We start from the raw sequence: 23,635 nt of genomic DNA on the forward strand, positions 1-23,635 counted from the left end.
GGTGTGAAAACCCGGGGGCTGTCTGCCCCCGAACCCCCGAGCATATTGATCGAACAATGAAGCGGGGCGTCTGGTCAGCCGGTGAACGGTGACATAAAAACGCGGGACGAAATGGGTTTGGGGGCGGTATGGACCGCGTGAAGATTGTGCATGAGGCCCTGGTGCGGCGGCTTGCGGCGGGCGATTTTCCGGATGGTGCGGCACCGGCAGGGCCGCTTGAACCGACCGTGGCGCTGGAGCTTTACCGGGCGCAGGTGCTGAGCCGGGCGCTGGATATCCAGAGCCGGGCGATGCAGAAGATGGGGCAGGGGTTCTACACCATTGGTTCGTCCGGGCATGAGGGTATGGCGGCTGTGGCGCAGGCCTTGCGCTCAGATGATATCGCCTTTTTGCACTACCGTGATGCCGCGTTTCAGATCGCGCGAGCGCAGCAGGTTGGCCAATCGGGCATGATGCGGGACATGCTGCTGAGTTTCGCCTGTTCCGCGGAGGATCCGATCAGTGGCGGGCGGCATAAGGTTCTGGGCAGCAGACCGTTGATGATCCCCCCCCAGACCTCGACCATTGCCAGCCATCTACCGAAAGCGCTTGGCGCGGCCTATAGCATTGGCCTCGCACGTCGCTGCGCGCCCGAGCATCGCTGTCTTGCGCGGGACGGTTTGGCGATGGTTTCCTTTGGCGATGCCTCTGCCAATCATTCTACGGCTCAGGGGGCCATCAATGCGGCAGGCTGGACGGCGTCGCAGGGCGTGCCCCTGCCGCTTTTGATGGTTTGCGAAGATAATGGCATCGGGATTTCCACCAAGACACCCGCTGGATGGATCAAAGCCTCCTTTCAGCATCGCCCAGGCATCCGGTATTTCGAAGCGGACGGGCTGGATATCTTTGACACCTTTGCGGTCGCATCTGAGGCGGCCCATTTCGTGCGAACCAGACGGCAGCCCGCCTTTCTGCACGTGCGGATGGTACGGCTCTATGGTCACGCCGGGGCTGATGTCGCGACCAGCTATCTGCCGCGCGCCGAGGTGGAAGCGGATGAGGCGAATGATCCGTTGCTGCATTCGGCGCGTCTGCTGATAGCCGCGCAGGGGACATCGGCGGAGGTGCTTTCCGACATTTACCGCGAGACCTTGGAGGCCGTGGCGGCGGAAGCGGAGAAGGTTGTCAAACGCCCGCATCTTGGCTCCGCACAAGACGTTATGGCGAGCTTGATCCCGCCCGCGCGAAACTGTGCGCCAACAAACGGTCCCGATCTGCAGCAGCGTCTGCGCCTGTTCGGCGGCGATGTCCAACAGATGGACGCGCCGCAGCCGATGTCGCGGATCATCAACTGGGCGCTGCACGATCTGATGCTTGCACATCCCGAAACCTTGGTCATGGGCGAAGATGTGGGGCGAAAAGGGGGCGTCTACGGCGTCACCCAAAAGCTGCAGGCGCGGTTCGGTCCTGACCGGGTGATCGACACGCTGCTGGATGAGCAGTCGATCCTCGGACTGGCCATCGGTACGGCGCACAACGGGTTCGTCCCCATGCCCGAAATCCAGTTCCTCGCTTACCTGCACAACGCCGAGGATCAATTGAGAGGCGAAGCGGCCACGCTGCCTTTCTTCAGCTGTGGGCAGTGGACCAACCCGATGGTCCTGCGCATTGCGGGGCTAGGGTACCAGAAGGGGTTCGGCGGACATTTCCACAATGACAACTCTCTCGCTGTCTTGCGGGATGTACCCGGCATCGTAATTGCTTGTCCTTCAACGGGCGCAGAGGCGGCGCAAATGCTGCGCGAGTGTCACCGTCTCGCGCGAGAAGAGCAGCGGGTTTGTGTTTTTGTCGAACCCATCGCGCTTTACCCCATGAGGGACCTGCATGATGCGGGCGATGGCGCGTGGATGACGCGCTACCCCGACCCTGACGCGCGCATCGCGCTGGGTCAGGTCGGGATCCACGGTGATGGCACGGATGTGGCGATCGTGACCTATGGCAATGGGCACTATCTCTCGCGTCAGGCGCAGCACTTGTTGGCGGAGAAAGGTATATCGACTCGAGTCGTCGATCTGCGCTGGCTGGCGCCGTTGCCCGAAGCTGCTCTGCTGAAGGCCGTCGAGAATTGTGGCAAACTTCTCATTGTCGATGAATGTCGCCGAACGGGCGGCCAGGCCGAGGCTCTCATGGCCTTGTTTGCGGAAACGGAGATGGAAAGCGTGCGGCTGACAGCGGAGGACAGTTTCATCGCTACGGGCCCGGCGTATGCCGCAACATTGCCCTCGCGCGATCATATTGTTGCTGCTGTAAAAAACCTAGTTGCCTGACATCGCATTGGAGTGCGCGATCAGGTCCAAGCCCATCTGGCCCATCAGGTGCATGTAGTCGAGCAGCACCCAGTTTTCAGCAATTTTGCCATCCGCGCAGCGATAAAAATCTATCACCCGCAACGTCAGCGCCCGGCCCATTGGAGCGACGCCCAGATAGGGGCCTTGGTGTGTCATGGTCATCGACGGCCAGCCTGACACGGCGGCGTAGTTGCCGTCCCCGATCCGGCAGTAGTGATGGCTGCCCTTACGATCCGGGAATGCTGCCAGGAACGGCGTACAATGATCTTTGACGAACCCTTCCCAGCGGTAATTTGATCCGATACCGCAGGGCCCTTACCACATCATGTCTTCAGCCCAATAGCCGTCCTTGCCTGTCTGTCTATTGGAGCCACCGGTTGCCGGGTCATAGATGTGCAGATCGCTCAGCATTGCCTCGACCAAGTCGAGGCTTTGGGCGCCGTGATCACCGTTGGGCAACACCCCGTCATGGGGCGCTGGGCCTGGGAAAAGGGTTTCCAGCCCCAATTGCCCCCCCGAATGGATCGTGCCCGGCCTGTCGCATCAGATCGGGCAGATCGAGGATGATTCGCGCCTGGGTTATTCGACCGTTTTCGACCCTGTAAAACTCGCCCGAGCGCAGAAAAGCCAATCTTTTGGACGGGCGAATGCCAAAAAAGGGGCGCAAAAAATGCCGACATAATGCGTTACAGAGGCGATCCAGTCATCGCCTTCTGCGCGTCAGTTAGACCCGGCGATGAATATTTCGTCTCTTCGATGCGCGTGCTGCAGCGCGGCGCGAAGCGATTTGAAGACCCCTTTGGCAATCGCGTCAGTACCCTGCAAAGAACCGCAAGGACGCGACATATAAAAGTGGCAATCAGGGTGCAGACCTTGATCGCACCTGCGCTGCAACGCAGCATCTCCAAGCTGGAGCAGGCCGTTTAAAAAATCGTGAATTATCAGCTTTGTGCTCTGCATGGGGGCAAGTCCTGCGGGTTTTGACCAAGCTTTGCACACGTGTGCAAAAAACTCTTGCCAAGCGCCAAGTTGAATGGCTAGCGTTAATACATCCTGCAAAAGGCAGGGCACGACAGCGGGGGCGGCATGGCTGAGATTCAACTGCGGAACATCAATAAACGGTGGGGCAGCTTTGTCGGGGTTGATAATTTCGACCTCACGATTGCCGATCAGGAGTTTCTCGTGCTGCTGGGGCCATCGGGCTGCGGCAAGACCACGACGATGCGCATGATTGCCGGGCTTGAAGACGCCACCGACGGCGAGATCATTATCGACGGACGCGTGGTGAATGACCTCGACCCCAAAGACCGCGACGTAGCCATGGTGTTTCAGTCCTACGGTCTCTACCCGAACATGAACGTCTATGAGAACATCCGCTTTCCGCTGAAGGTGCGCAAAGTGCCCGATAGCGAACACGACGAGCGCGTGCGCCGCGCCTCGGCCATGGTGGAGCTTGATGATTTTCTGCACCGCAAACCGGCAGAGCTCTCGGGTGGCCAGCGTCAGCGCGTGGCCCTTGCCCGCGCCATCGTGCGCGAACCTAACGTGTTCCTCATGGACGAGCCGCTCTCGAACCTCGATGCGAAACTGCGCGTCTCGACTCGCGCCCAGATCAAGAACCTTAGCCACGAGCTGAAAGTGACCACCGTCTACGTGACCCACGACCAGATCGAGGCGATGACGCTCGCCGACCGTGTCGTGGTGATGAAACAGGGCAAGGTGCAGCAAGTTGGCACGCCCACCGACATCTACGACCACCCCGCCAATACCTTCGTGGCAAGCTTTATCGGTAGCCCCGCCATGAACCTGATGGACGGCGAGATGCAGGGCGGCACCTTCACTGGCGATAGTGTATCGATCTCGGGCCTCTCAGGTCCGGACGGTCCGGTCACGCTGGGCTTTCGGGCCGAGGACGCGACCTTGGCCGAAGGTAGTGACGGGCAGATCACCGCGCCGATCTACACCATCGAACTTCTGGGTGATGCCACGATGCTGACCGTCCGCGCAGGGGGGCAGCTGGTGTCGGTGAAGGCCCACAAGGAGTTCCGCGCCGAAATTGGCGATACGATCTCCTTCGCTGTGCCCGTGGCGATTTGCCACCTGTTCGATACGGCCACCGGGCAGCGCATCGACACCAGAGGATCGGAAACAAGCGCACACATCGGTGCCGCAGGATAACACATGCCCTAAGGGGTCAATCACGAGTGCAGCCTTGCAAGATGCACTCTGCAAAACTGCAAAAGGGAGTTTGCATATGTTCTTGAAGAAAATCGCACTGGCGGGCGCTGTCTCGCTCTTGGGGAGCGCGGCACTGGCCTGCTCCTATCAGAACGAGGTGCCGGTCAAGTCTCTCAGTGCCGGGTTCGAGGCGTGGAAAGCCGTCACCGACGCCATGGCCGAATGCGGAAACTTCCAAGCCGAACTCGATCAGGAATTCCGTACCAAGCAGCCTGCGGCCTTTGAAGCCAACCCCTCGCTGTACCAGATCGGCGGTGTGTCGAACGGCACCATCACGCCGCTCTTGAACGCGGGCACCATTCGTCCGCTGGACGATCTGGTTGAGAAGTACGGCGCCAATCTCAAGCCGAACCAACTCATCCGGATCAATGGTCAGATCATGGCTGTGGCAATGATGGTGAACACGCAGCACCTGATGTACCGCTCCGATGTGTTGGCCGATCTCGGCATCGAGACGCCGACCACCTGGGACGAAGTCTACGCAGCCGCTGCCAAGATCAAAGAAGCGGGTGTTATGGAGTATCCGCTGGGCGCAACGATGAAGTCCGGCTGGAACCTCGCCCAGGAATTCGTGAACATGCATCCTGGCCACGGGGGTAAATTCTTCAACGATGACAATACCACAGCGGTCAACTCGGACGCAGGTCTGGCGTCGCTGGAGACAATGCAGGCGGCGCTGGAATTCACCGATCCGGAGGTGCTGGTGAGTGATTCTACCTACGTGCAACAGCAGTTCCAGCAGGGCAAAATTGCCATGGCGAACCTCTGGGCAAGCCGCGCGGGCGCGATGAACGATGAGGCTGAAAGCCAGGTCGTCGGCAAGGTCGCGATGGCGGCTGCGCCCAAGGCGGTGGCCGGTGGCGCACCGGCCACGACGCTCTGGTGGGACGGTATCGTGATCGCCAAGAACATCTCGGATGAAGAGGCAGATGCTGCGTTTCGTCTAGCCATGGAAGGCCTGGATGCCGAGACGGTGCAGGGCGCAAACGATGCGGCCATCTGGCTGGTTGATGGATACCAACCGACGGACATCGCCGAGGGGGCAATTGCAACGGCAACTGCCAACCCGGCGCCGCCTGCCTACCCGTCCACGACACAGATGGGATTGTTGCACACCGCCCTCGGCAACGAACTACCCGCCTTTTTGACTGGTGAGCGGGATGCCGCGGCGACGCTGACGGCCATCGAGGAAGCCTACACCACCTCCGCCAAGGAAGCGGGCGTCCTGAAGTAAGTTGGTGCTGGCCGGGTCCGCCCGGCCAGCCCTCGCCGGCCCAAGGGTGTGTCAAGCGCATCAGATGTGTGTTTTGCAAACTCTTCACGGCTACTTTGCAAACTGATTTGTCGCTAGGAGACGATCATGAAGTTCAAGACATTCGCAGCCTTCGTCGGGCCCTCGGTCTTCATGATGCTCCTGTTCATTGCGGCCCCACTGGTTAGTGTTTTCATTCAGAGTTTTCAGGTCACGCAGCCGATCCTGGAGCAAGTCGAAGTCGAAACCTGTACACCAGGCTTTCTGACCCAGACCTGCACAACCGAGATCAAGACAGTTCCGATACTCGACGAGAACGGCAAGATGATCACGGAAACGCAATGGGTGGGGCTGCAAAGTTACCGCAACGTTTTGCAGATGGACAAATTCTGGGCCGCCGTCGGCAACGGCAGTTGGAACCAGATCATGCAGATCGACTTCTGGAAGGCACTGCGTTTCACGCTTTCCTTTACGCTGCTGACGCTGCCGCTGGTGATTGGCGTTGGCCTCGCCATCGCATTGGCTGTGAACAACGCCACGCGGTCCATCCGCGGCCCCATCATTTTCATCTCGCTTCTGCCCTTCATCATCACACCGGTGATCGGGTCACTGTCGATCTACTGGCTCTTCGTGGGTGACGGTATCCTGACGACGATGATGGAACGCTGGACAGGCACGAATATCTCGATGTTCGCACAGGCCTGGACCATTGAATTGCTGATGTATTTCTATCGCGTGTGGCACGTTGCACCCTTCGCCTTCGTGATCTTCTATGCCGGCCTGCAAACCGTGAACATGGACACACTGGAATCCGCCGTGATCGACGGGGCGAGCCGCTGGGAACGGTTGCGCCACGTGATTGTGCCGCACCTTATGCCGCTGATCATCTTCATCGCCTTGATCCACCTGATGGACTGCTACCGCGTCTTCGATGAAATCGTCGGCTTCCGCAGCCAAGCGCATGTGATTTCGCTGCAGTGGTTGACGTTCGACTTTATGACACCAGACGATGCGGGCAACCGCGCGATGTCGCGCGCCTCCGCCTCTTCCATGCTCACCATGATCGGCATTGTCATCCTGCTGATCCTGCCGCTGCGCCGCACTTGGCGCGACCACAAAGGGAGCGCGCACTGATGTCTACCCCCAAAGCCATGCAGCAACCCCTTGTCCTGCGCCTGTCCTCCGGCACCTTCCTTGCCATTTGGTGTTTGCTTGCCGCTTTCCCCATCTTCTGGATCGCGGTGATGAGCTTCAAATCTCCTGTCGATGCCTTCGCCGACAGCGCGTGGGATGTAATCCTCGGCCCTGCCACACGCGCAGGCGGCGATGGGCTTTCCGTGCTTGACGTCATCTTCGGCCTGGTCGTGCTCTACTTCGCGATCCGCTGGGCCTTCACCCGGCTTCCGGGCTGGGTCCGGCACTACTGCCCGCCCGGTCTCATCGCGCTGGGCTGGCTTGTCGGGGCGCTGGTCTACGCCATCGCCTTCGTGCTGATTTTCCTCGGACTGCTACCCATGATCCTTGGCGCGCTCAACGGCATCCTCGGGCCACTTGGCACACCCGTTCTTGGCATGACAACCGAGCATTATGTCGCCGTCTGGGCGGAGAATGAATTCTATCGCAACTTCCTCAACTCCATGCTGGTGACTGCGGGCGTCGTGACCATCTCGCTCACCGTCGGGACGTTGGCGGGCTACGGGCTGGCACGCTCAGGATCTGATCTGGCCTTCTGGCTGCTAATTGTAGCGCTGGTCTTCCGCGCGCTGCCGCATTCGGTGCTCGTCGCAGGCTACCTGCCGGTCTTCATCAATTCCTCGGAAATCCTCGCGCCTATCTTTGGCGAGGGCGCGCCCACGCTCTATGGCCAGCCCTGGGCGGTGATCGCCGTGCTCGTCTCGATCAACCAACCCTTCACCATTTGGATGCTGCGCAGCTTCTTCCAGAACATCCCCGCCGAGCTGGACGAGGCCGCCCGTGTCGATGGCTGCAGCCACTTCCAGGCCTTCCGCAGGGTGATCATGCCCGTCATGTGGCCGGGCGTCATCACCACGGGGCTGTTCTCCTTCCTGCTGGGCTACAACGACTTCCTCGTGACCGCTCTCCTGCTTGACGCGCAGAACCAGACCATGGTCCCGGCCATTGCAGGCTATTTTAACCGTGAAACGACGACCACCGATCAGGTCGAAGCGGTCGCCGCCGCGGTGTCGATCACCGCGCCGCTCTTCCTGCTGGTCATGGTCTTCCAACGCCAGATCGTCAGCGGCCTGACAGCGGGGGCGGTGAAGGGCTGATGAGCAAGCGCGCACGCTCCGGTCTCATGCAGCGCCACCCGGCGCTGAACCGGATGCCACGGGATTTCATCACGGGAGGTGCGTCTTAACCCACGCACCTTCCACGATTGATGATGACAGGAGGACCCGGTGAAGGGATCCAGACCAGAGCAGGCCGTGCTGACCAAAGACACGGACATGAGCAAGACAGAGGCCACCCGTGCCGTGATCGAAGGCATGGTCGATGGTCTCAACGACCACCGCATCGACGACATCGGTGCGTTCTTCGCGGAGAGCTTCCGCTGGATGGGCAACCAGGGCTGCGGCACCAAGACGGGCCTGCGGGAGTTTCAGGACAACTGGCAGCGCCCGTTTCAGGTGGCGTTTTCCAACAAGGTCTGCGTGGATGAAGCGCGGCTTTACATGGGCGAATGGGCGGCGGCCTTCGGGCGGCAGGAGGCAACCCATTCGGGCGTGTTCATGGGCGTGGCGCCGACTGGCAAGCGGGTGGACATTCGGTACATGGATTTCTGGAAGGTGGAAGACGGCAGGATCACCGACAATTGGGTGATGGTCGATTTTCCGCATGTGTTGGCCCAGCTGGGCGTTGATGTTTTCGGGGGCGAAGGCTGGGAAGCCTTTGATCGGGGCGAGAAAACCCCGCCGCGCCCCGATCAGTGAGGAGAGAGTAAGATGGCAATCGAGTATCTGAAACGCGGCAAGCCCGAAGCCGAGCGCGCCGACGATGACGCCAAGACGCGCGCGGCGGTCGAGGCCACGCTGGCGGATATTGAGGCGCGGGGTGATGTGGCCGTGCGGGAGCTCAGCGAGAAGTTCGACAACTACAGCCCCGCGTCCTTCCGGCTGAGCCAGCAGGAGATCGACGACCTGATCGCACAGCTCAGCCCGCGTGAGTTGGAGGATATCAAATTCGCGCAGGAACAGGTGCGCAATTTCGCCCAGGCCCAGCGGGACTCGATGCTGGATATCGAAGTCGAAACCATGCCGGGCGTGATCCTGGGGCATAAAAACATCCCCGTGCAATCGGTGGGCTGTTACGTACCGGGCGGGAAATTCCCGATGGTCGCCAGCGCGCATATGTCGGTGGCCACGGCGAGCGTCGCGAAGGTGCCGCGTATCATCGCCTGCACGCCGCCGTTCAAGGGCAAACCGAACCCCGGCGTGATCGCGGCGATGCATCTGGGCGGGGCGCATGAGATTTATGTGATGGGCGGCATTCAGGCGGTGGGCGCGATGGCGCTGGGGACGGAGACGATTGACACGGTGCATATGATCGTGGGGCCCGGCAACGCCTTTGTGGCGGAGGCCAAGCGCCAGCTCTTTGGCCGCGTCGGCATTGATTTGTTCGCGGGGCCAACCGAGACGATGGTGATTGCCGATGAGACCGTCGATGCGGAGATGTGTGCGACGGATCTGCTGGGGCAGGCGGAGCACGGATATAACTCGCCCGCTATGCTGCTGACCAATTCGCGCAAACTGGCGGCGGAGACGCTGGCCGAGATCGAGCGCATCCTGACCATTTTGCCGACGGCGGAGACCGCGCGGGTGAGCTGGCAGGAGTATGGCGAGGTGATCCTCTGCGACAGCTACGACGAGATGCTCGCGGTGGCTGATGACGTGGCCAGCGAGCACGTGCAGGTCATGACGGACCGCGACGATTGGTTCCTCGACCATATGACCTGCTATGGCGCGCTCTTTCTTGGGCCGCGCACCAATGTGGCCAACGGCGATAAAGTCATTGGGACGAACCACACGCTGCCCACCAAGAAGGCGGGGCGCTATACCGGCGGACTCTGGGTCGGCAAGTTTCTGAAAACGCATAGTTATCAGAAGGTGACGACGGATGCGGCGGCGGCGGAGATCGGTGCCTATGGCTCGCGGCTCTGCATGTTGGAAGGGTTTGTGGGGCATGCCGAGCAGTGTAACCTTCGGGTGCGACGCTACGGTGGTGTAAACGTGCCTTACGGCGAGGCCGCGCCTGCGCAGGAGGCTGCCGAGTAGGATCTACGCCGCCCGGGGGCGCTGCCCCCGGACCCCCGGGATATTTTTGGCCAGAAGAAGACATGGACGCACATTCCTCTCACAAAGCGCTGTTGTTGCCGTTGCGCGCGGCGATGTATGATTTTGACCTCGGGGCGGTGCGTGCGGTTCTGCATGACATTTGCGCGACGGATGTAGTCTTTCGCATGGCCTTTCCTTTCGAGACGATCCGGGGCGTCGATGCCTACGTGTACGCGGTTTACGGGCCGCTGGGCCGCGCGGTGCCGGATCTGGAGCGGCGCGACCACATCGTGATAGCGGGCCCCACGCCGGAGGGGGCGGATTGGATCGGCTGTGGCGGGTTCTACACCGGTACGTTTCGCGCGCCCTGGCTCGACATTCCGCCAACCGGGCATCTGGTGCATATGCGGTTTCACGAGTTTTACCGGTTCGAGGGTGGCAAGATCACCGAGATGCAGGCGCTTTGGGATTTGCCCGAAGTGATGATGCAGGCAGGCGCCTGGCCGATGAGCCCGTCGCTGGGGCGGGAGTGGCACATCCCGGGGCCTGCCACCTGTGACGGGTTGGTGAAGGGGCCTTATAATGCGGAGGCTGCGCAGGCGAGCCGCGATCACATCGTCGAGATGCTCGAGTACCTTAAGCGCCACCCGTCGCAAGGTGGCCCCGAGGTGATGGAGATGGAGCGGTTCTGGCATCCACGCATGACCTGGTACGGGCCGTCCGGGATCGGCACCGGGCGCGGGATCGAGGGCTTCCGCAAGTGGCACCAGATCCCGTTTCTCAACGGTATGCCGGACCGTGGGCAATATGTGGATGAGATCGAATATCACTTCTTCGGTGATCGCAACTACGCGGCCGTGACAGGCTGGCCCGACATGTACCAGTCGATCACCCATGGCGGCTGGCTCGGCATTGCGCCGACGGGTAAGAAGATCGAGATGCGAAGCCTCGACTTCTGGCGTATCGAGAAGAGGCTTATCCGCGAGAATTGGGTGATGGTGGACCTGCTGCACATGTACGATCAGATTGGTGTCGATGTGCTGGCCCGCATGCGTGAATTCAACAAGGCGCGCGCGGGGTTTGATCCCGAAACCGGAGTGGCATTATGAGCGATCTGCCCCGCACCCCCAGCTTTGATCTTTCGGGCAAGCGCGCGCTGGTGACCGGCGCCTCTTCGGGCATCGGCTTGGGCTGTGCGGTGGCGTTGGCCGAGGCGGGCGCGCATGTGGTCTGTGCCGCGCGGAGGGCCGAGGTCCTGCAGGAGGCCGTCGATGGGATGGCCGGGCAGGGCTGGTCGGTGGACGCGATGCCGCTGGATCAGAGCGATGTGACGGCCCTCGCCGGGGCCTTTGACGCGCCCTTCGACATCGTCGTGAATTCGGCGGGGCTCGCGCGCCACTGCCCGGCGACGGAAACCACAGCGGAAGACTATGATGCGGTGATGGGCCTCAACCTGCGCGGGGCCTACTTCCTCTCAGCTCAAGCGGCCAAGGCATTGATCACAGGAGGAAAACCGGGATCTATCATCCATATCTCCAGCCAGATGGGCCATGTGGGCGGCGTCGACCGGGCGGTTTACTGCGCCTCGAAGCACGGGCTCGAAGGCATGGTCAAGGCCATGGCTATCGAGTGGGGCAAGGCTGGTATCCGCATCAACACAATCTGTCCAACCTTCATCCGCACACCGCTCAGCCAGGTGACTTTCGACAATCCCGAGCGCCTCGCCTGGATCATGGAGAAGATAAAGCTGCCCCGCGTCGGCGAGGTCGGGGACATCATGGGCGCGGTGCTCTTCCTCGCCTCCGATGCCTCTGCCATGGTCACCGGCACCTCGATGCTGATCGACGGGGGGTGGACCGCAGGATGATGGGCACGGGTGATGAATATGGGTAAAGTGACGTCCCTCGAAGTGGCTGCAAAGGCGGGCGTCAGCCGCTCCGCCGTCAGCCGTGTGTTCACACCTGGCGCTTCGGTGAGCAAGGACACCGCCGAGAAGGTGCGCAAGGCCGCCGCAGCACTTGGTTACCGGCCCAACGTGCTGGCGCGCTCGCTCATCACCGGACGTAGTCGCATAATAGGGCTGGTGGTCGCCTACCTGGAAAACCAGTTCTACCCCGAAGCCATTGAGCGCCTCAGCAAGGCGCTGCAGGCCGAAGGCTACCACGTGCTTGTCTTCATGGCCTCGAACGATCACGCCGCCACGCAAACGGTTATCGACGAGCTGCTGGACTACCAGGTGGATGCCATCATCGCCGCCTCCGTGGGTCTCTCGAATGACCTGACGCAGCGCTGCGAAGGGCTGGGCATTCCCATCGTGCTCTTTAACCGACACCAATACGATGATCGGCTCACCTCAGTTGCCTCCGACAATGAGGCGGGTGGGCGTAAGCTGGCTGAGTTCCTGATTGCGGGCGGTCATACCCGCATCGCCCATATTGCCGGATGGGAAGGCGCCTCGACCCAGATCGACCGCGAACGTGGCTTCATCGCCGGGCTGGAGGCGGCGGGTATGACGCTCTACGCCCGGGGCCTGGGCAATTTCGATTTCGAGACGGCACAGGCCGCCGCCCGCGCAATGTTTGGCCCAGAAGACCGCCCCGATGCGGTCTTTGTTGCCAACGACCATATGGCCTTTGCCGTGATGGACGTGCTTCGCTACGAGCTGGGCCTGCGCGTGCCCGAGGATGTCTCGGTCGTGGGCTATGACGACGTGACGCTAGCCCATTGGCCCAGCTATGATCTGACCACCGTGCGACAGCCTGCCGGTCGCATGGTTGTCGCCACGGTAGACGCGCTCATGGCGCGGCTCACCGAAGAAGATTCCGAACCCCGCCGCATCACGCTCGACGGCCCCCTGATTATCCGCGGCTCGGCCCGCACACCCAAAGGACAGAGCAAATGAAAGGCTTCGATCCGAAGTTTCGCGATTTCCCCGATTACATCATCGGCATCACCAAGGAAATCTGGGAGGACCGCGGTATCGCGACCCTGCACCAGTATTACTCCGACGACATCGTGGTGCGCTCGCCTGCCTCGGTGGTGCTGGGCAACGCCAATGTCATCGGTGCGACGATGGCAACGCTGGCCGAGTTTCCAGATCGCACGCTCTTTGGTGAAGACGTGATCTGGTCCGGCACGCCCGAGGAGGGGATGCTGTCCTCTCACCGTATTCTCAGCCGGGCCACCCATGCGCACGATGGTGTCTACGGAGAGGCAACGGGCAAGACGCTCACCTACCGCATCCTTGCCGATTGCCACGCCATCAACAATCAGATCAACGATGAATGGCTGATCCGCGATCAAGGGGCCATCGTGCGGCAGCTGGGATGGGAGCCGAAGGCTTATGCTGCCGACCTTATTGCGCGGGAAGGCGGGCCAGAGGTCTGCGTGCAGCCGCTGACGCCCTCCAATGATCAGCCGGGACCCTACAAGGGTAACGGCAACGACAATGAATGGGGCGCGAAATACGCTGATATCCTCACCCGCCTCATGGGGGCTGATATGGCGGCGATACCTGCTGAATACGATCGGGCGTGCCATTTGGAATACCCCGGGGGTCACACCGGCCACAGCCACGGCGATGTGGATCAGTTCTGGATGGGGCTGCGCGCGTCCTTCCCGGATGCGACCTTCCAGATCGACCACCAGATCGGGCGGGATGATCCGATGATGCCGCCCCGCGCCGCCCTGCGCTGGTCACTACACGGGAAACACTCTGGCTGGGGTCGTTTCGGCGCGCCCACGGGGGCCGAGGTCTATGTGTTGGGCATCAGCCATGCTGAATTCGGCCCCTGGGGTCTGCGTCGGGAATATGTCATCTTTGATGAAACGACGGTCTGGAAACAGATCCTGTTGCAGACTGGGTGAGGGCACCATGACCTTGTATTGGAACTGGTCAGTCCCCAATTTGGAGGGACCTACACACCCAAGAGGTTCGCACCATGCAACGTTATGACGACATCATGTTCACGTCGGCGGTCAAGGCGCTCCAACAGGTCGACGGCACCGCCGAGACCTATGCCCGCAGCTACGGCGCCCGCACCCACGCGCTTACCGAAGACGAAGTGGCCTTTATCACGAGCCGCACGTCCTTTTACATGGCTACGGTGTCTGAGACGGGCTGGCCGTACATCCAGCACCGAGGCGGGCCTGCCGGGTTCCTCAAGGTGCTCGACGATCACACGCTAGGCTTTGCCGATTATCGCGGTAATCGCCAGCATATCTCGGAAGGCAACCTCGCTGGCGACGACCGCGTATCGCTCTTCCTGATGGACTACCCGCGCAAGGCCCGGATGAAACTGCAGGGCCGCGCACGGTTCGAGCCCGCCGCCGGGAACCCCGAGCTCGCCACGCAATTGGCCGCCGAAGGGCAGGGCCGTGTCGAACGGTTGGTGACCGTCAGCCTCGACGCTTTTGACTGGAACTGCCCGCAGTTCATCACCCCGCGGTTTGACACCGCCGAACTCACCGCCCTTGTCGCGCCCGAGATTGAGCGGCTTGAAACCGAAAATACGCGCCTGGTCAATGAATTAGCCATCCTGCGCGCCCAACTTGAAAGAAGAGAGACCTGAATGACCCCCGCTGACATGGAAGCCCGCATTGTCCGCTATGGCGACCTCCACCCGTGCAAGACCGCCTTCATTGATGCCCACACGCCCGGCTCTGACCAGAAGGAGAACTTCACCATTATTGGCGGCGGTGTCTCGGAAAGCCCAGACCAGCACGTGCATATTTCCATTCCACACGGCTTTAATATCGGTGCCGCGGGCCAGCCGCCGAAGTGCCGCAACTCGCTGCACAGTCACCGCACAGCGGAGGTGTTCTTTGTGCTGAAGGGCCGTTGGCGCTTCTTCTGGGGCCGCTGGGGTGACGCGGGCGAGGTCACGCTTGAGGAGGGCGACATCTTCAACATCCCCACCGGCATCTTCCGCGGCTTCGAAAACATCGGTGATGATTACGGGATGATCATGGCGATCCTCGGCGGCGATGACGCGGGCGGCGGCGTGATCTGGGCGCCGCAGGTGATCGAGGACGCGGCGGACCACGGGCTGGTACTGTCCGAGGAGGGCAAACTCTACGACACCAAGAAAGGTGAGGCCCTGCCCGAGGGTGTGAACCCCATGCCGCTGCTCACCGAGCAGGAGCTGCAAGCCTTCCCCGAGCCCACGACAGCGGAGGTGATTCCAGGGTATGTGGCGCGCTACTGGGACATGGTGGCGCTGGCGGATCGGCACCCGGCCAAAGTCATCGGTGCGGGGGCCATGCTGCGTGACAAGCCGGGTTTCGAGGTCGCGCTTATCACCCGCGGTTCGGCCAGCGCAGAGATGCACCGTCATGACAAACCATCGGTGCTGATGCCGGTTACCGGCCACTGGCGGGTCACCTGGGAAGGCGGTGCCACCACGCTTGCGCCGGGCGATACCATGTCGGTGCCGGAGAATGTGATGCACAGCGCCGTACCCTCAATGACCGGCGCGGCGGCGCTTTATCATGTCGTCGGCACAGACGATCCCGCTGGCCCCACGTGGCAAGGATGAGCGCAGATCCGAAGGGCATCCGCGACGTCTACGAGAGCCAGGCCGCGGTCTATGATGCGCAGCGCTCGCGTGCGCTCTTTGAGGCGCGCTGGCTGGCGCGCTTTGCCGCCTGCCTGCCGCCGGGCGGGCGGGTGCTTGACCTCGGTTGCGGCGCAGGTGAGCCCATTGCACGCTGGTTCATCGCCGAAGGTTTCCGCGTGACGGGTGTGGATTTCGCCGATGCCATGCTGGAGATCGCCCGCAGCCGCTGGCCGGAGGGCGACTGGCGGCAGGGGGACATGCGTCGCTTCGATCTGGGTGAGACTTTTGACGGGATCATCGCCTGGAACAGCTTTTTCCACCTGACGCCCGAGGAGCAGCGCGGCTGCATAATACGCATGGCCGCCCATCTTGAACCGGGCGCCTCGCTGCTGATGACCGTGGGGCCCGACGCGGGGGAGGCCAGCGGCACCGTGGGAGGCCAGCCTGTTTACCACGCCTCGCTGTCTCCCGCCCAATACGCCACGTGCCTTGAGCAAAACGATCTGCGTCTGACCGGTTATCTTGCTGAGGACCCGGAGACCAACCAACACAGCGTGCTCATGGCGCGCAAGATCTGAGGAGACCCGTCATGCCTATCCTGACAACTCACGCAGGTTCGCTGCCCCGCACCCAGAAGGTGGTGGATTTCATCTTTGCCCGTGAACATGGCACTCCCTATGATCCTGCAGAGTTCGACGCCGCGATGACCGAAGCCGTCTCTGCCACGGTGGCCAGACAGGTGGCTGCGGGCGTTGGCGTGGTGAGCGACGGCGAGACCTCCAAGATTTCCTATGCCACCTACGTCAAGGACCGCTACACCGGGTTTTCCGGCGACAGCCCGCGCAACGCGCCCGCGGATCTCAAGAAATTTCCAAGCTTTCTCAAGCGCCTGGCGGAGGATGGCGGGACGCCGAAATATGCGCGCCCCATGTGTACCGGCGAGGTGACGTCAAAAGGGCAAGGCGAGTTGCAAAAGGACATCGCCAACCTCAAAACCGCGATGGCCGAGCATGGGGCGACGCGCGGGTTCATGAATGCGGCCTCACCGGGGGTGATTTCTCTTTTCCTGCAAAACGATCACTACAAGACACGCGACGCCTATCTTGCGGCCCTCGCGGATGCCATGCGTGAGGAATACCGCACCATCGTGGACGCGGGTCTCGATCTGCAACTCGACTGCCCCGACCTCGCGCTGTCGCGGCACATGCTTTTTAACGATCTCTCCGATGATGAATTCCTCAAGATCGCGGGCGCCCACGTGGAGGCGCTGAACCATGCGCTCGACGGCATCCCGCAAGACCGGGTGCGCGTGCATATCTGCTGGGGCAACTACGAGGGTCCGCATGTTTGCGACATCGGGATGGAAAAGGTGTTTGATACGCTGATGTCGACCAAGGCCTGCTATCTGCTCTTTGAAACCTCGAACCCGCGCCACGCGCATGAATGGACGGTTTTCCGTGATCGCAAAGGGGACATCCCAGACGACAAGATATTGGTGCCTGGCGTTGTCGATACGACGACCAATTTTGTTGAACATCCCGAACTGGTGGCCCAGCGACTTGACAAATTCACACAAATTGTGGGCGCAGATCGCGTTGTTGCGGGTTCAGATTGTGGTTTTGGAACATTTGCCGGATTTGGCGCTATTGATCCCGAAATCGCCTATGCAAAGCTTGAAGCCTTGCGCGATGGGGTAAAGCTGGCGGAGGGACGGTAATGGATGCAGCCCTTCTCAAGCTGTTGCAGAGGGTCGATACGCCGACCGTGTGCAATGCGATTGAGGTTGCGCAAGGCAAGCGCGGGTTCAACGACTTCACCCGCGGCACGATGCAATGCTCTGCCCCCGGTGAGGCGATGGTGGGCTATGCCCGCACCGCGCGTATCCGGGCCGTGACCGCCCCCGAGGAGGCGCCCGAGGTCATCAAGGCGCGGCGCATGGCTTACTACAAGTATATGACCGAAGGCCCGCGCCCCGGCGTTGCCGTGGTGCAGGACATGGATGGGGAAATGGCCATCGGGGCCTATTGGGGTGAGGTGAACACCAATATTCACAAGGCCTTTGGTCTTTCGGGTGCGCTGACCAATGGCGTGATGCGCGATCTGGGCGACTTGCCCGAGGGGTTTCCGGTGGTCGCGGGTTCCGTCGGCCCCAGCCACGGGTTTGTGCACGTGATCGACTTTGACCAATCGGTTGAGGTTTTCGGTATGACCATTGCACCCGGTGCCCTTGTGCACGCCGACCGACATGGGGCGGTGGTCATTCCAAATGATGTGATCCCACAGCTTTCTGATGCGATCGCAACACTGATGCGGTCTGAGAAGATCGTTTTCGATGCGGTCAAAGGCAAGCAGATTGATTTCGAGGAGTTTGAGGCGGCGTGGGCTGCTTTTGAGGCTGCGCGCACGTGATTGCGCGGGCCGTGATGCTGGCCTGCGTATGGGTGGCACCGGCCTTCGCAGAGGAGACACATATGGAGCTCTCACCGCAATGGGAGTACGTCGCCGACGGTGTGATGGGCGGTGTTTCAACCGGTCAAGCCGTGCATTTGGCAGTTGAGGGCCGGGATGCGGTGCGGCTGACGGGTGAGGTGTCGACGGAAAATAACGGCGGCTTTATCCAAATCGCTTTTGACCTGCGGATGGATGTGAGCGGCTGGACCGGGCTCGAGATCGACGTGATGGGCAACGGAGAGCGTTATGATCTGCGCCTGCGCACGGATCAGATGACGCGACCCTGGCAATCGTTCCGAACGTCCTTTGTGGCGCCCGAGAGCTGGCGCAGCATCAAGGTGCCTTTCGCGACGCTTGAAGCCAATAAAATCGATGCGCAGTTCGATCCCACTCAGGTGCGTCGTGTTGGCGTGCTGGCAGTGGGGCGCGTGTTTTCGGCTGATCTGGCTATCGCCGGGATACGCCTTTATCGCTAGCTTTTTGGTGCTGGCGCGCCACCTTCAAACGCGTTGCCATTCACATAATCGCAGGGCTCATCCCGCATTTCCAGATGCAATCCGTTACCGGTGTAGGGATGCGCACGGGCAAGCTCTTCGTCCACCTCGATGCCCAGCCCAGGCGTTTCCGGCGGGGTGATGAATCCCTCCTGCACACAGATGCTGCCTGTGATGAGCGCGTCGTGGAACGGCGTCTCAATGGTTTCCGCCATCAGCAGATTGGGGATCGAGGCCGCAAAGTGGACGTTCGCGGCCCATTCGATGGGGCCGGCGTAAAGGTGAGGCGCCATTTGCGCATTGTAGACCTCGGCCATGGCCGCGACTTTCTTCATTTCCCAGATGCCGCCTGCACGTCCCAACGCGGGCTGCAGGATCGTGGCGGCGCCAGCGCGCAGGACTGGCGCGAATTCGGCCTTGGTGGTCAACCGCTCGCCGGTGGCCACGGGGATGCGCACGGCGCGCGCGACCTTTGCCATTTCTTCAACGGCATCTGGCGGAATGGGCTCCTCGAACCAGAGCGGGGAATAAGGCTCCAGCGCCTGGCCGAGCCGGATCGCGCCTGCAGTAGTGAACTGGCCGTGGGTGCCAAAGAGCAGGTCGGCCTTGTCGCCGACAGCCTCCCGGATCGCTTTGCAAAAGGCCACGGATTGAGAGATGTCGCTCATGGCGGGCATGTGACCGCCGCGCAGGGTATAGGGCCCTGCCGGGTCGAATTTCACGGCCGTGTACCCGCGCGCAACGCAGTCAGCGGCGCTTTCTGCGGCCATCTCAGGGGAGGTCCAAAAGGCGGTGAGATCGTGATGCGGCAGGGGGTAGAGGTAGGTATAGGCGCGGATGCGGTCGTTCATGCGCCCGCCCAGAAGCGCCCAGACCGGTCGTTCGCGCGCTTTGCCGAGGATGTCCCAGCAGGCGATTTCGAGGCCGGAAAACGCCCCCATGACCGTGAGATCGGGGCGTTGCGTGAAACCGGAGGAATAGGCGCGGCGAAACATTTTTTCGATGTTTTCGGGGCTTTCCCCCTGCATGTGACGTGTGAACACATCTTCGATCACACCGCGCATCGCCTCGGGGCCGACGGCAGCGGCATAGCATTCGCCCCAGCCTGTGATGCCGGTGTCGGTGGTGAGCTTGACGAGGATCCAGTACCGCCCGCCCCAGCCGGGCGCTGGCGGTGCGGTCACGATGATGTCGAGGTCCTGTAGTTTCATCGCGGCGTTCCTTTGCCCAAAGGTGGCCTGAAGCCCACCTTACCTGCCTACTGTGTCTGTCGGTCGAAGAGGATGACGTTGCGCCGTGCAGCACCGGTCTTCGTGTCTGCGATGGCCTCGTTGATCTGGTCCAATCGCCAGCGCCCCGAGATCAGTTCATCCAGTTTCAGCCGTCCCTGGGCGTAGAGATCGACCATCCAGGGGATGTCCCGCTGGATCACCACGTCGCCCATTTTCGACCCCACCATTCCCTGACCGACTGCGGCCAGAATGACCGGTTCATAGGTTGATTGCGCACCGGAATGCGGCATGCCCACCATGATGACCTTGCCGCCGTAGCCCAGGTAACGCGGGGCCTGATCATAGGCCGGGATTGCGCCGACCGTGACAATCACCGCGTCGGCACCACGCCCGCCAAGCGCCTTGAACGCGGCTTTCCAAGGTTTGTCCGATGTGGCCAGGACGCCGTCGGTTGCCCCGAATTCCCGGGCGATCTCCAGCTTTTCGGCGCTCATGTCCACGGCGACGATGCGGCGGGCCCCGGCGATGCGCGCGCCTTGGATGGCGTTAAGCCCGACGCCGCCGGCGCCGATCACCACGACATCCTGCCCGGCGCGCAGACCGGCGGCGTTGACCACCGCGCCGACGCCGGTGATGACACCGCAGGCGATCAGGCTGGCGGCGTCCTTGGGGATGTCCGCATCGATGCGGACCACCTGATTTTGCGCCACCACAATTTTCTCGGCAAAGGCACCGCAGGCCATGGCCTGATGCAGTTTGCCACCTTGGGCGGTGGTGATTGGTCCCTTGTCACCGTCATAGGGGGTTTCGCACAAGGTCGGCTTACCGCCCGCGCAGTTGCCGCAGGAGCCGCAGGCGCGGATCAGAGTGACAACCACGCTGTCGCCGACAGACAGTCCGTGCACACCGGCCCCACAGGCACTGATCACACCCGCAGCCTCATGCCCGTAGACAGCAGGAAGCGAGCCGCCCCAGGCCCCGTCGGCATAGGAGATGTCAGAATGGCAGATCGCCACCGCGTCCAGCGTGACCTCAACTTCGCCCATCTCCGGGGCGCGCAGCTGAATGTCTTCGATTTCGAGGGGGGCGCCAAAGGCGTGGCACACGGCGGCTTTGATCGTTTGCATCTGTCGGTGTCTTCCTCTCAGGCGCGATCTTGCGCGGGTCCCGGTGGGCAGGGTGACCCGATGTTGAACGCCAACGCAAGACGCAAACCGACATGAAAGGTCGCTCTTATCCCGCGTCGGGGGCTAGGGCGCGCTTGGGCGGGAAAGCAAGAAACACAACAAGCCCGACAACAATCAGGGCTGCCGAGAGCAAAAACGGCGCGCCGGGGAGGTAAAACGCGGCATCGGCGTCTGTGAAGGCGGCGAAGGTGCCGGTCATCACCATGGGTGACAGGATCATCGCCAGCGCCGTGGCAGAGGTCAGCGCGCCTTGTAACTCTCCCTGGGCGTCGGCGCTGACGGATTTGGACATGATCCCCTGAAGCGCGGGCGTGATGACCGCCGCCAAGGCCGCGAGCGGGGTCAGGATCAGCGCCACCGTGCCACTGGTCACAAAGGCCAGCGATAGGAAAGCGACAACGTCGAAGACATGGCCGTAGATCACCGTGCCGCGTTCCCCGAGCAGGCGCAGGACCCAGCGGATCAGCCCGCCTTGCACCACGGCCATCATGATCCCGAAAAGCGCGAGGCTGAGCCCGATGGTCGCGGGCTCCCACCCGAAACGCTCCTTGCCGAAGTAGGACCAGATGGCCGGGTACACCATGAACGCCACCTGATAGAGGAAGAAGACGATCAGCAGGGGGCCTACACCGGGCACGCGGCCCAACTGGCGGATGCTGCCGAGCGGGTTTGCGCGCGCCCAGCGAAAGGGCCGCCGGATGTCATCCGTCACGGTTTCGCGCAGCACGAAGTAGCCGAAAACCGCGTTCAAGGCGGCCAGTCCCGCCGCGGCGTAAAAGGGCGCGCGGGTGCCGTATTCGGCCAGGACGCCGCCCAGCAGGGGCCCCAGAACAAATCCCACCCCAAAGGCTGCGCCGATCAGGCCGAAATTTGCGGCCCGGTCATCGGGGCCAGAGATGTCGGCCATATAGGCGTTGGCGGTGGATTGTGTGGCGGCGGTGATCCCGCCGACGACGCGCCCCAGCAGCAACAGGAAAATGCTGCCCGCGACGGCCATGACCAGATAGTCGAGCGCCATCACCACCAGCGAGAGCAGCAGGACAGGGCGTCTGCCAAAGCGATCAGACAGCCCGCCGATGACCGGGCCGAAGAGGAATTGCATCACGGCGAAGGTGGTGGACAGGACCCCGCCCCAAAGAGCGGCGGTGCTCAACCCCGTGCCCTGCACCTCCTGAATGAGGTCCGGCATCACTGGGATAATCAAGCCGATGCCCATGGAGTCGAGCATGACGGTGATGAGGATGAAGATAACCGCTGGGCGCATAGCCTAAAGTGCGCGGGCGCGGGCCGCAAAGGCCCGTGCGTCCGACGGAGCCTGACCCAGCTGCGCGCTTGGGTGGAACAGGTCGGCGGGCAGATCAGGATGGCGCGTGCGGGCAAGGTGTTCCAGCGACGTGCCGGCTTGTGTGGCTGCGCGGCAGAGCGCCTTGGTTTCCGCTTGTGCGTCCGGGCGGGGCATCTTGGCGGCCAGCGCGAAACTCAGCGCTTCGGCATGGATCAGCCCCAACCCTTGATCCAGCCCGGCGGCCATTTGGCCCACGTTTGGTTGCAGGGTCTCCATGATCTGTTTCGTCTGCTGCAAGGCGCTTGCGCCGCTGAGCATGATCTGCGGCATAACCATCCATTCCGTGAACCACGCCGCTCCATCACGTTGATGCTGATGCACGGATGCCGCCTGTAGTGCGGCCTGCAATCCACCCATCTGATGCGAGAGAGCGACGAGCACCGAAGCGGCAACCGGGTTTTGCTTTTGCGGCATGGTCGAAGAAGCCCCGGCGTCCCGAAAGGTGACCTCGCGCAGTTCCGTGGTAGCGAGGGCGATCAGGCTTTGCCCCATGGCGGCGAGCGTTGCGGTGACCTGCGCCATCCAGCCCGCGATGCGCAGGATCGGGCCACGATCCGTGTGCCAGCTGCGGCCCGGGTCTTTTAACGCCAACCCCTCGGCAAGGGCCGCACGCAGGGCAGGGGCCTTATCCCCCAAGGCCGACGCCGTGCCAGTGGCGCCCGACAGGGAGACCCAGAGACTGTTTTCACGCAGGTCAGGCAAGGCCTCCAGCGCGTCCAGTAAGGGCATGCCCCACCCGGCCAGCACCGCGCCCCAGCTTGTCGGCGTCGCCTGTTGGCCATAGGTGCGCGCGGCCATTGGAAGCTCTGCATATTGCTTTGCCTGATCCGCCAGGGCCTGCGTGATCTGGCGCAGGTCCGTCTCGGCTAAGGCAAGCGATTGGCGCAGGCGCAGCATCAACCCGGTGTCGATGATGTCCTGAGAGGTGGCCCCCCAGTGCAGGTATTGCGCATGTTCGGGCGCATTCAACTCTGCCCGGAAGGCGGCGACCATGCCCGGCACGCAGACCCCGTTTGCACCGGTTGATTGCGCCAGGGCGCCTGGGTCGATCTGGATTTCAAGGGTGGCACGGTGAATGGCGGCGGCGCTGACTTCGGGGATGATGCCTAGTGCACCCTGCGCCTTGGCCAGTGCCCCTTCGACCAGCAGCATGGCCCGCAGGGCGGCGCTGTCGGAAAACAACCGGCCCGCCTCGCCGGTGGGGAAGAGGCCTGCAAAGAGCGGGCTGTCGAAAACGCTTGCCGCCATGGATCAGGAGA

Annotated in this window: 24 protein-coding genes; 17 read left to right on the forward strand and 7 right to left on the reverse strand. The window is 62.1% G+C overall.

From position 1 onward, the window contains the following. Positions 1–128: 128 nt before the first annotated feature. A complete protein-coding gene (locus tag Q1A52_RS07380) occupies positions 129–2,306 on the forward strand; it encodes a thiamine pyrophosphate-dependent enzyme (RefSeq protein ID WP_300012979.1) in 2,178 nt (725 codons plus the stop codon). Here the strand turns inward: Q1A52_RS07380 and Q1A52_RS07385 are convergent. From Q1A52_RS07385 to Q1A52_RS07395, 3 genes are all read right to left on the reverse strand, one after another. Then, a complete protein-coding gene (locus Q1A52_RS07385) occupies positions 2,295–2,630 on the reverse strand; it encodes an ester cyclase (RefSeq protein ID WP_300014920.1) in 336 nt (111 codons plus the stop codon). The genes Q1A52_RS07380 and Q1A52_RS07385 overlap by 12 nt on opposite strands. Before the next feature lie 12 nt (positions 2,631–2,642). Then, complete coding sequence (locus tag Q1A52_RS07390) at positions 2,643–2,834, reverse strand: hypothetical protein (protein ID WP_300012982.1); 192 nt, start codon at positions 2,832–2,834, stop codon at positions 2,643–2,645. 213 nt (positions 2,835–3,047) lie between these two features. Further along, the gene (locus Q1A52_RS07395; RefSeq protein WP_300012985.1) at positions 3,048–3,287 is read right to left on the reverse strand and encodes a hypothetical protein; all 240 of its coding nucleotides are present in this window, start codon (positions 3,285–3,287) and stop codon (positions 3,048–3,050) included. A gap of 126 nt (positions 3,288–3,413) precedes the next feature. Between Q1A52_RS07395 and Q1A52_RS07400 the strand changes: the two genes are divergently transcribed. The 16 genes from Q1A52_RS07400 (at position 3,414) to Q1A52_RS07475 (ending at position 18,594) form a co-directional block, all read left to right on the forward strand. Then, positions 3,414–4,505, forward strand: a complete 1,092-nt coding sequence (locus Q1A52_RS07400; protein ID WP_300012988.1) for an ABC transporter ATP-binding protein — start codon at positions 3,414–3,416, stop codon at positions 4,503–4,505. Positions 4,506–4,581: 76 nt separating this feature from the next. Continuing rightward, a complete protein-coding gene (locus Q1A52_RS07405) occupies positions 4,582–5,799 on the forward strand; it encodes an ABC transporter substrate-binding protein (protein ID WP_300012991.1) in 1,218 nt (405 codons plus the stop codon). 126 nt (positions 5,800–5,925) lie between these two features. After that, on the forward strand, positions 5,926–6,951 hold the full coding sequence (locus Q1A52_RS07410) for a carbohydrate ABC transporter permease (protein ID WP_299777921.1): 1,026 nt from the start codon (positions 5,926–5,928) through the stop codon (positions 6,949–6,951). Continuing rightward, complete coding sequence (locus tag Q1A52_RS07415; RefSeq protein ID WP_300012994.1) at positions 6,951–8,108, forward strand: carbohydrate ABC transporter permease; 1,158 nt, start codon at positions 6,951–6,953, stop codon at positions 8,106–8,108. The genes Q1A52_RS07410 and Q1A52_RS07415 overlap by 1 nt, the downstream gene beginning before the upstream one ends. 129 nt (positions 8,109–8,237) lie before the next feature. Next, entirely contained in the window at positions 8,238–8,768 is a 531-nt protein-coding gene (locus Q1A52_RS07420; protein WP_300012997.1) for an ester cyclase, read from the forward strand. Positions 8,769–8,780: 12 nt separating this feature from the next. Next, on the forward strand, positions 8,781–10,109 hold the full coding sequence (hisD, locus tag Q1A52_RS07425; protein ID WP_300013000.1) for a histidinol dehydrogenase: 1,329 nt from the start codon (positions 8,781–8,783) through the stop codon (positions 10,107–10,109). 62 nt (positions 10,110–10,171) lie between these two features. Next, positions 10,172–11,218 carry an ester cyclase gene (locus Q1A52_RS07430; protein ID WP_300013003.1) on the forward strand — a complete coding sequence of 349 codons (1,047 nt, stop codon included), beginning with the start codon at positions 10,172–10,174 and terminating at the stop codon, positions 11,216–11,218. After that, positions 11,215–11,976: an SDR family oxidoreductase gene (locus Q1A52_RS07435; RefSeq protein WP_300013007.1), complete on the forward strand. Its 762-nt coding sequence runs from the start codon at positions 11,215–11,217 to the stop codon at positions 11,974–11,976. Before Q1A52_RS07430 ends, Q1A52_RS07435 begins: the two co-directional genes overlap by 4 nt. Before the next feature lie 12 nt (positions 11,977–11,988). Continuing rightward, on the forward strand, positions 11,989–13,011 hold the full coding sequence (locus tag Q1A52_RS07440; protein ID WP_300013010.1) for a LacI family DNA-binding transcriptional regulator: 1,023 nt from the start codon (positions 11,989–11,991) through the stop codon (positions 13,009–13,011). Then, positions 13,008–13,976: a nuclear transport factor 2 family protein gene (locus tag Q1A52_RS07445; RefSeq protein ID WP_300013013.1), complete on the forward strand. Its 969-nt coding sequence runs from the start codon at positions 13,008–13,010 to the stop codon at positions 13,974–13,976. The genes Q1A52_RS07440 and Q1A52_RS07445 overlap by 4 nt, the downstream gene beginning before the upstream one ends. A gap of 74 nt (positions 13,977–14,050) precedes the next feature. Further along, positions 14,051–14,680: a pyridoxamine 5'-phosphate oxidase family protein gene (locus Q1A52_RS07450; RefSeq protein WP_300013016.1), complete on the forward strand. Its 630-nt coding sequence runs from the start codon at positions 14,051–14,053 to the stop codon at positions 14,678–14,680. Next, positions 14,681–15,646: a cupin domain-containing protein gene (locus Q1A52_RS07455; RefSeq protein WP_300013019.1), complete on the forward strand. Its 966-nt coding sequence runs from the start codon at positions 14,681–14,683 to the stop codon at positions 15,644–15,646. Next, complete coding sequence (locus Q1A52_RS07460; RefSeq protein WP_195820168.1) at positions 15,643–16,245, forward strand: trans-aconitate 2-methyltransferase; 603 nt, start codon at positions 15,643–15,645, stop codon at positions 16,243–16,245. The genes Q1A52_RS07455 and Q1A52_RS07460 overlap by 4 nt, the downstream gene beginning before the upstream one ends. Positions 16,246–16,256: 11 nt before the next feature. Continuing rightward, positions 16,257–17,384 (forward strand): cobalamin-independent methionine synthase II family protein, encoded by a 1,128-nt coding sequence (locus Q1A52_RS07465; RefSeq protein WP_300013022.1) that lies wholly within the window; start codon positions 16,257–16,259, stop codon positions 17,382–17,384. Beyond that, a complete protein-coding gene (locus Q1A52_RS07470; RefSeq protein WP_300013024.1) occupies positions 17,384–18,076 on the forward strand; it encodes an RraA family protein in 693 nt (230 codons plus the stop codon). Before Q1A52_RS07465 ends, Q1A52_RS07470 begins: the two co-directional genes overlap by 1 nt. After that, the gene (locus Q1A52_RS07475) at positions 18,073–18,594 is read left to right on the forward strand and encodes a CIA30 family protein (protein ID WP_367278007.1); all 522 of its coding nucleotides are present in this window, start codon (positions 18,073–18,075) and stop codon (positions 18,592–18,594) included. The genes Q1A52_RS07470 and Q1A52_RS07475 overlap by 4 nt, the downstream gene beginning before the upstream one ends. Here the strand turns inward: Q1A52_RS07475 and Q1A52_RS07480 are convergent. The 4 genes from Q1A52_RS07480 to Q1A52_RS07495 form a co-directional block, all read right to left on the reverse strand. Further along, the gene (locus tag Q1A52_RS07480) at positions 18,591–19,823 is read right to left on the reverse strand and encodes a mandelate racemase/muconate lactonizing enzyme family protein (RefSeq protein ID WP_300013026.1); all 1,233 of its coding nucleotides are present in this window, start codon (positions 19,821–19,823) and stop codon (positions 18,591–18,593) included. The two genes, Q1A52_RS07475 and Q1A52_RS07480, sit on opposite strands and share 4 nt — an antisense overlap. Positions 19,824–19,870: 47 nt before the next feature. Then, positions 19,871–20,971 (reverse strand): Zn-dependent alcohol dehydrogenase, encoded by a 1,101-nt coding sequence (locus Q1A52_RS07485; RefSeq protein WP_300013028.1) that lies wholly within the window; start codon positions 20,969–20,971, stop codon positions 19,871–19,873. A 106-nt stretch (positions 20,972–21,077) separates the two neighbouring features. Next, complete coding sequence (locus tag Q1A52_RS07490) at positions 21,078–22,295, reverse strand: TCR/Tet family MFS transporter (RefSeq protein WP_300013031.1); 1,218 nt, start codon at positions 22,293–22,295, stop codon at positions 21,078–21,080. Between the two features lie 3 nt (positions 22,296–22,298). Continuing rightward, on the reverse strand, positions 22,299–23,624 hold the full coding sequence (locus Q1A52_RS07495) for a lyase family protein (RefSeq protein ID WP_300013034.1): 1,326 nt from the start codon (positions 23,622–23,624) through the stop codon (positions 22,299–22,301). Positions 23,625–23,635 lie beyond the last annotated feature (11 nt).

Source organism: uncultured Roseobacter sp., from assembly GCF_947488185.1.
Taxonomy (GTDB): domain Bacteria; phylum Pseudomonadota; class Alphaproteobacteria; order Rhodobacterales; family Rhodobacteraceae; genus Roseobacter.

What these genes read in the sequence shown, in the direction of transcription:
- Q1A52_RS07380 (WP_300012979.1), top strand. Translation starts at nt 129, where the DNA reads ATGGACCGCGTGAAGATTGTGCATGAGGCCCTGGTGCGGCGGCTTGCG.
- Q1A52_RS07395 (WP_300012985.1), bottom strand. Translation starts at nt 3,287, where the DNA reads ATGCAGAGCACAAAGCTGATAATTCACGATTTTTTAAACGGCCTGCTC.
- Q1A52_RS07400 (WP_300012988.1), top strand. Translation starts at nt 3,414, where the DNA reads ATGGCTGAGATTCAACTGCGGAACATCAATAAACGGTGGGGCAGCTTT.
- Q1A52_RS07405 (WP_300012991.1), top strand. Translation starts at nt 4,582, where the DNA reads ATGTTCTTGAAGAAAATCGCACTGGCGGGCGCTGTCTCGCTCTTGGGG.
- Q1A52_RS07410 (WP_299777921.1), top strand. Translation starts at nt 5,926, where the DNA reads ATGAAGTTCAAGACATTCGCAGCCTTCGTCGGGCCCTCGGTCTTCATG.
- Q1A52_RS07415 (WP_300012994.1), top strand. Translation starts at nt 6,951, where the DNA reads ATGTCTACCCCCAAAGCCATGCAGCAACCCCTTGTCCTGCGCCTGTCC.
- hisD (WP_300013000.1), top strand. Translation starts at nt 8,781, where the DNA reads ATGGCAATCGAGTATCTGAAACGCGGCAAGCCCGAAGCCGAGCGCGCC.
- Q1A52_RS07430 (WP_300013003.1), top strand. Translation starts at nt 10,172, where the DNA reads ATGGACGCACATTCCTCTCACAAAGCGCTGTTGTTGCCGTTGCGCGCG.
- Q1A52_RS07435 (WP_300013007.1), top strand. Translation starts at nt 11,215, where the DNA reads ATGAGCGATCTGCCCCGCACCCCCAGCTTTGATCTTTCGGGCAAGCGC.
- Q1A52_RS07440 (WP_300013010.1), top strand. Translation starts at nt 11,989, where the DNA reads ATGAATATGGGTAAAGTGACGTCCCTCGAAGTGGCTGCAAAGGCGGGC.
- Q1A52_RS07445 (WP_300013013.1), top strand. Translation starts at nt 13,008, where the DNA reads ATGAAAGGCTTCGATCCGAAGTTTCGCGATTTCCCCGATTACATCATC.
- Q1A52_RS07450 (WP_300013016.1), top strand. Translation starts at nt 14,051, where the DNA reads ATGCAACGTTATGACGACATCATGTTCACGTCGGCGGTCAAGGCGCTC.
- Q1A52_RS07455 (WP_300013019.1), top strand. Translation starts at nt 14,681, where the DNA reads ATGACCCCCGCTGACATGGAAGCCCGCATTGTCCGCTATGGCGACCTC.
- Q1A52_RS07460 (WP_195820168.1), top strand. Translation starts at nt 15,643, where the DNA reads ATGAGCGCAGATCCGAAGGGCATCCGCGACGTCTACGAGAGCCAGGCC.
- Q1A52_RS07465 (WP_300013022.1), top strand. Translation starts at nt 16,257, where the DNA reads ATGCCTATCCTGACAACTCACGCAGGTTCGCTGCCCCGCACCCAGAAG.
- Q1A52_RS07470 (WP_300013024.1), top strand. Translation starts at nt 17,384, where the DNA reads ATGGATGCAGCCCTTCTCAAGCTGTTGCAGAGGGTCGATACGCCGACC.
- Q1A52_RS07480 (WP_300013026.1), bottom strand. Translation starts at nt 19,823, where the DNA reads ATGAAACTACAGGACCTCGACATCATCGTGACCGCACCGCCAGCGCCC.
- Q1A52_RS07485 (WP_300013028.1), bottom strand. Translation starts at nt 20,971, where the DNA reads ATGCAAACGATCAAAGCCGCCGTGTGCCACGCCTTTGGCGCCCCCCTC.
- Q1A52_RS07490 (WP_300013031.1), bottom strand. Translation starts at nt 22,295, where the DNA reads ATGCGCCCAGCGGTTATCTTCATCCTCATCACCGTCATGCTCGACTCC.
- Q1A52_RS07495 (WP_300013034.1), bottom strand. Translation starts at nt 23,624, where the DNA reads ATGGCGGCAAGCGTTTTCGACAGCCCGCTCTTTGCAGGCCTCTTCCCC.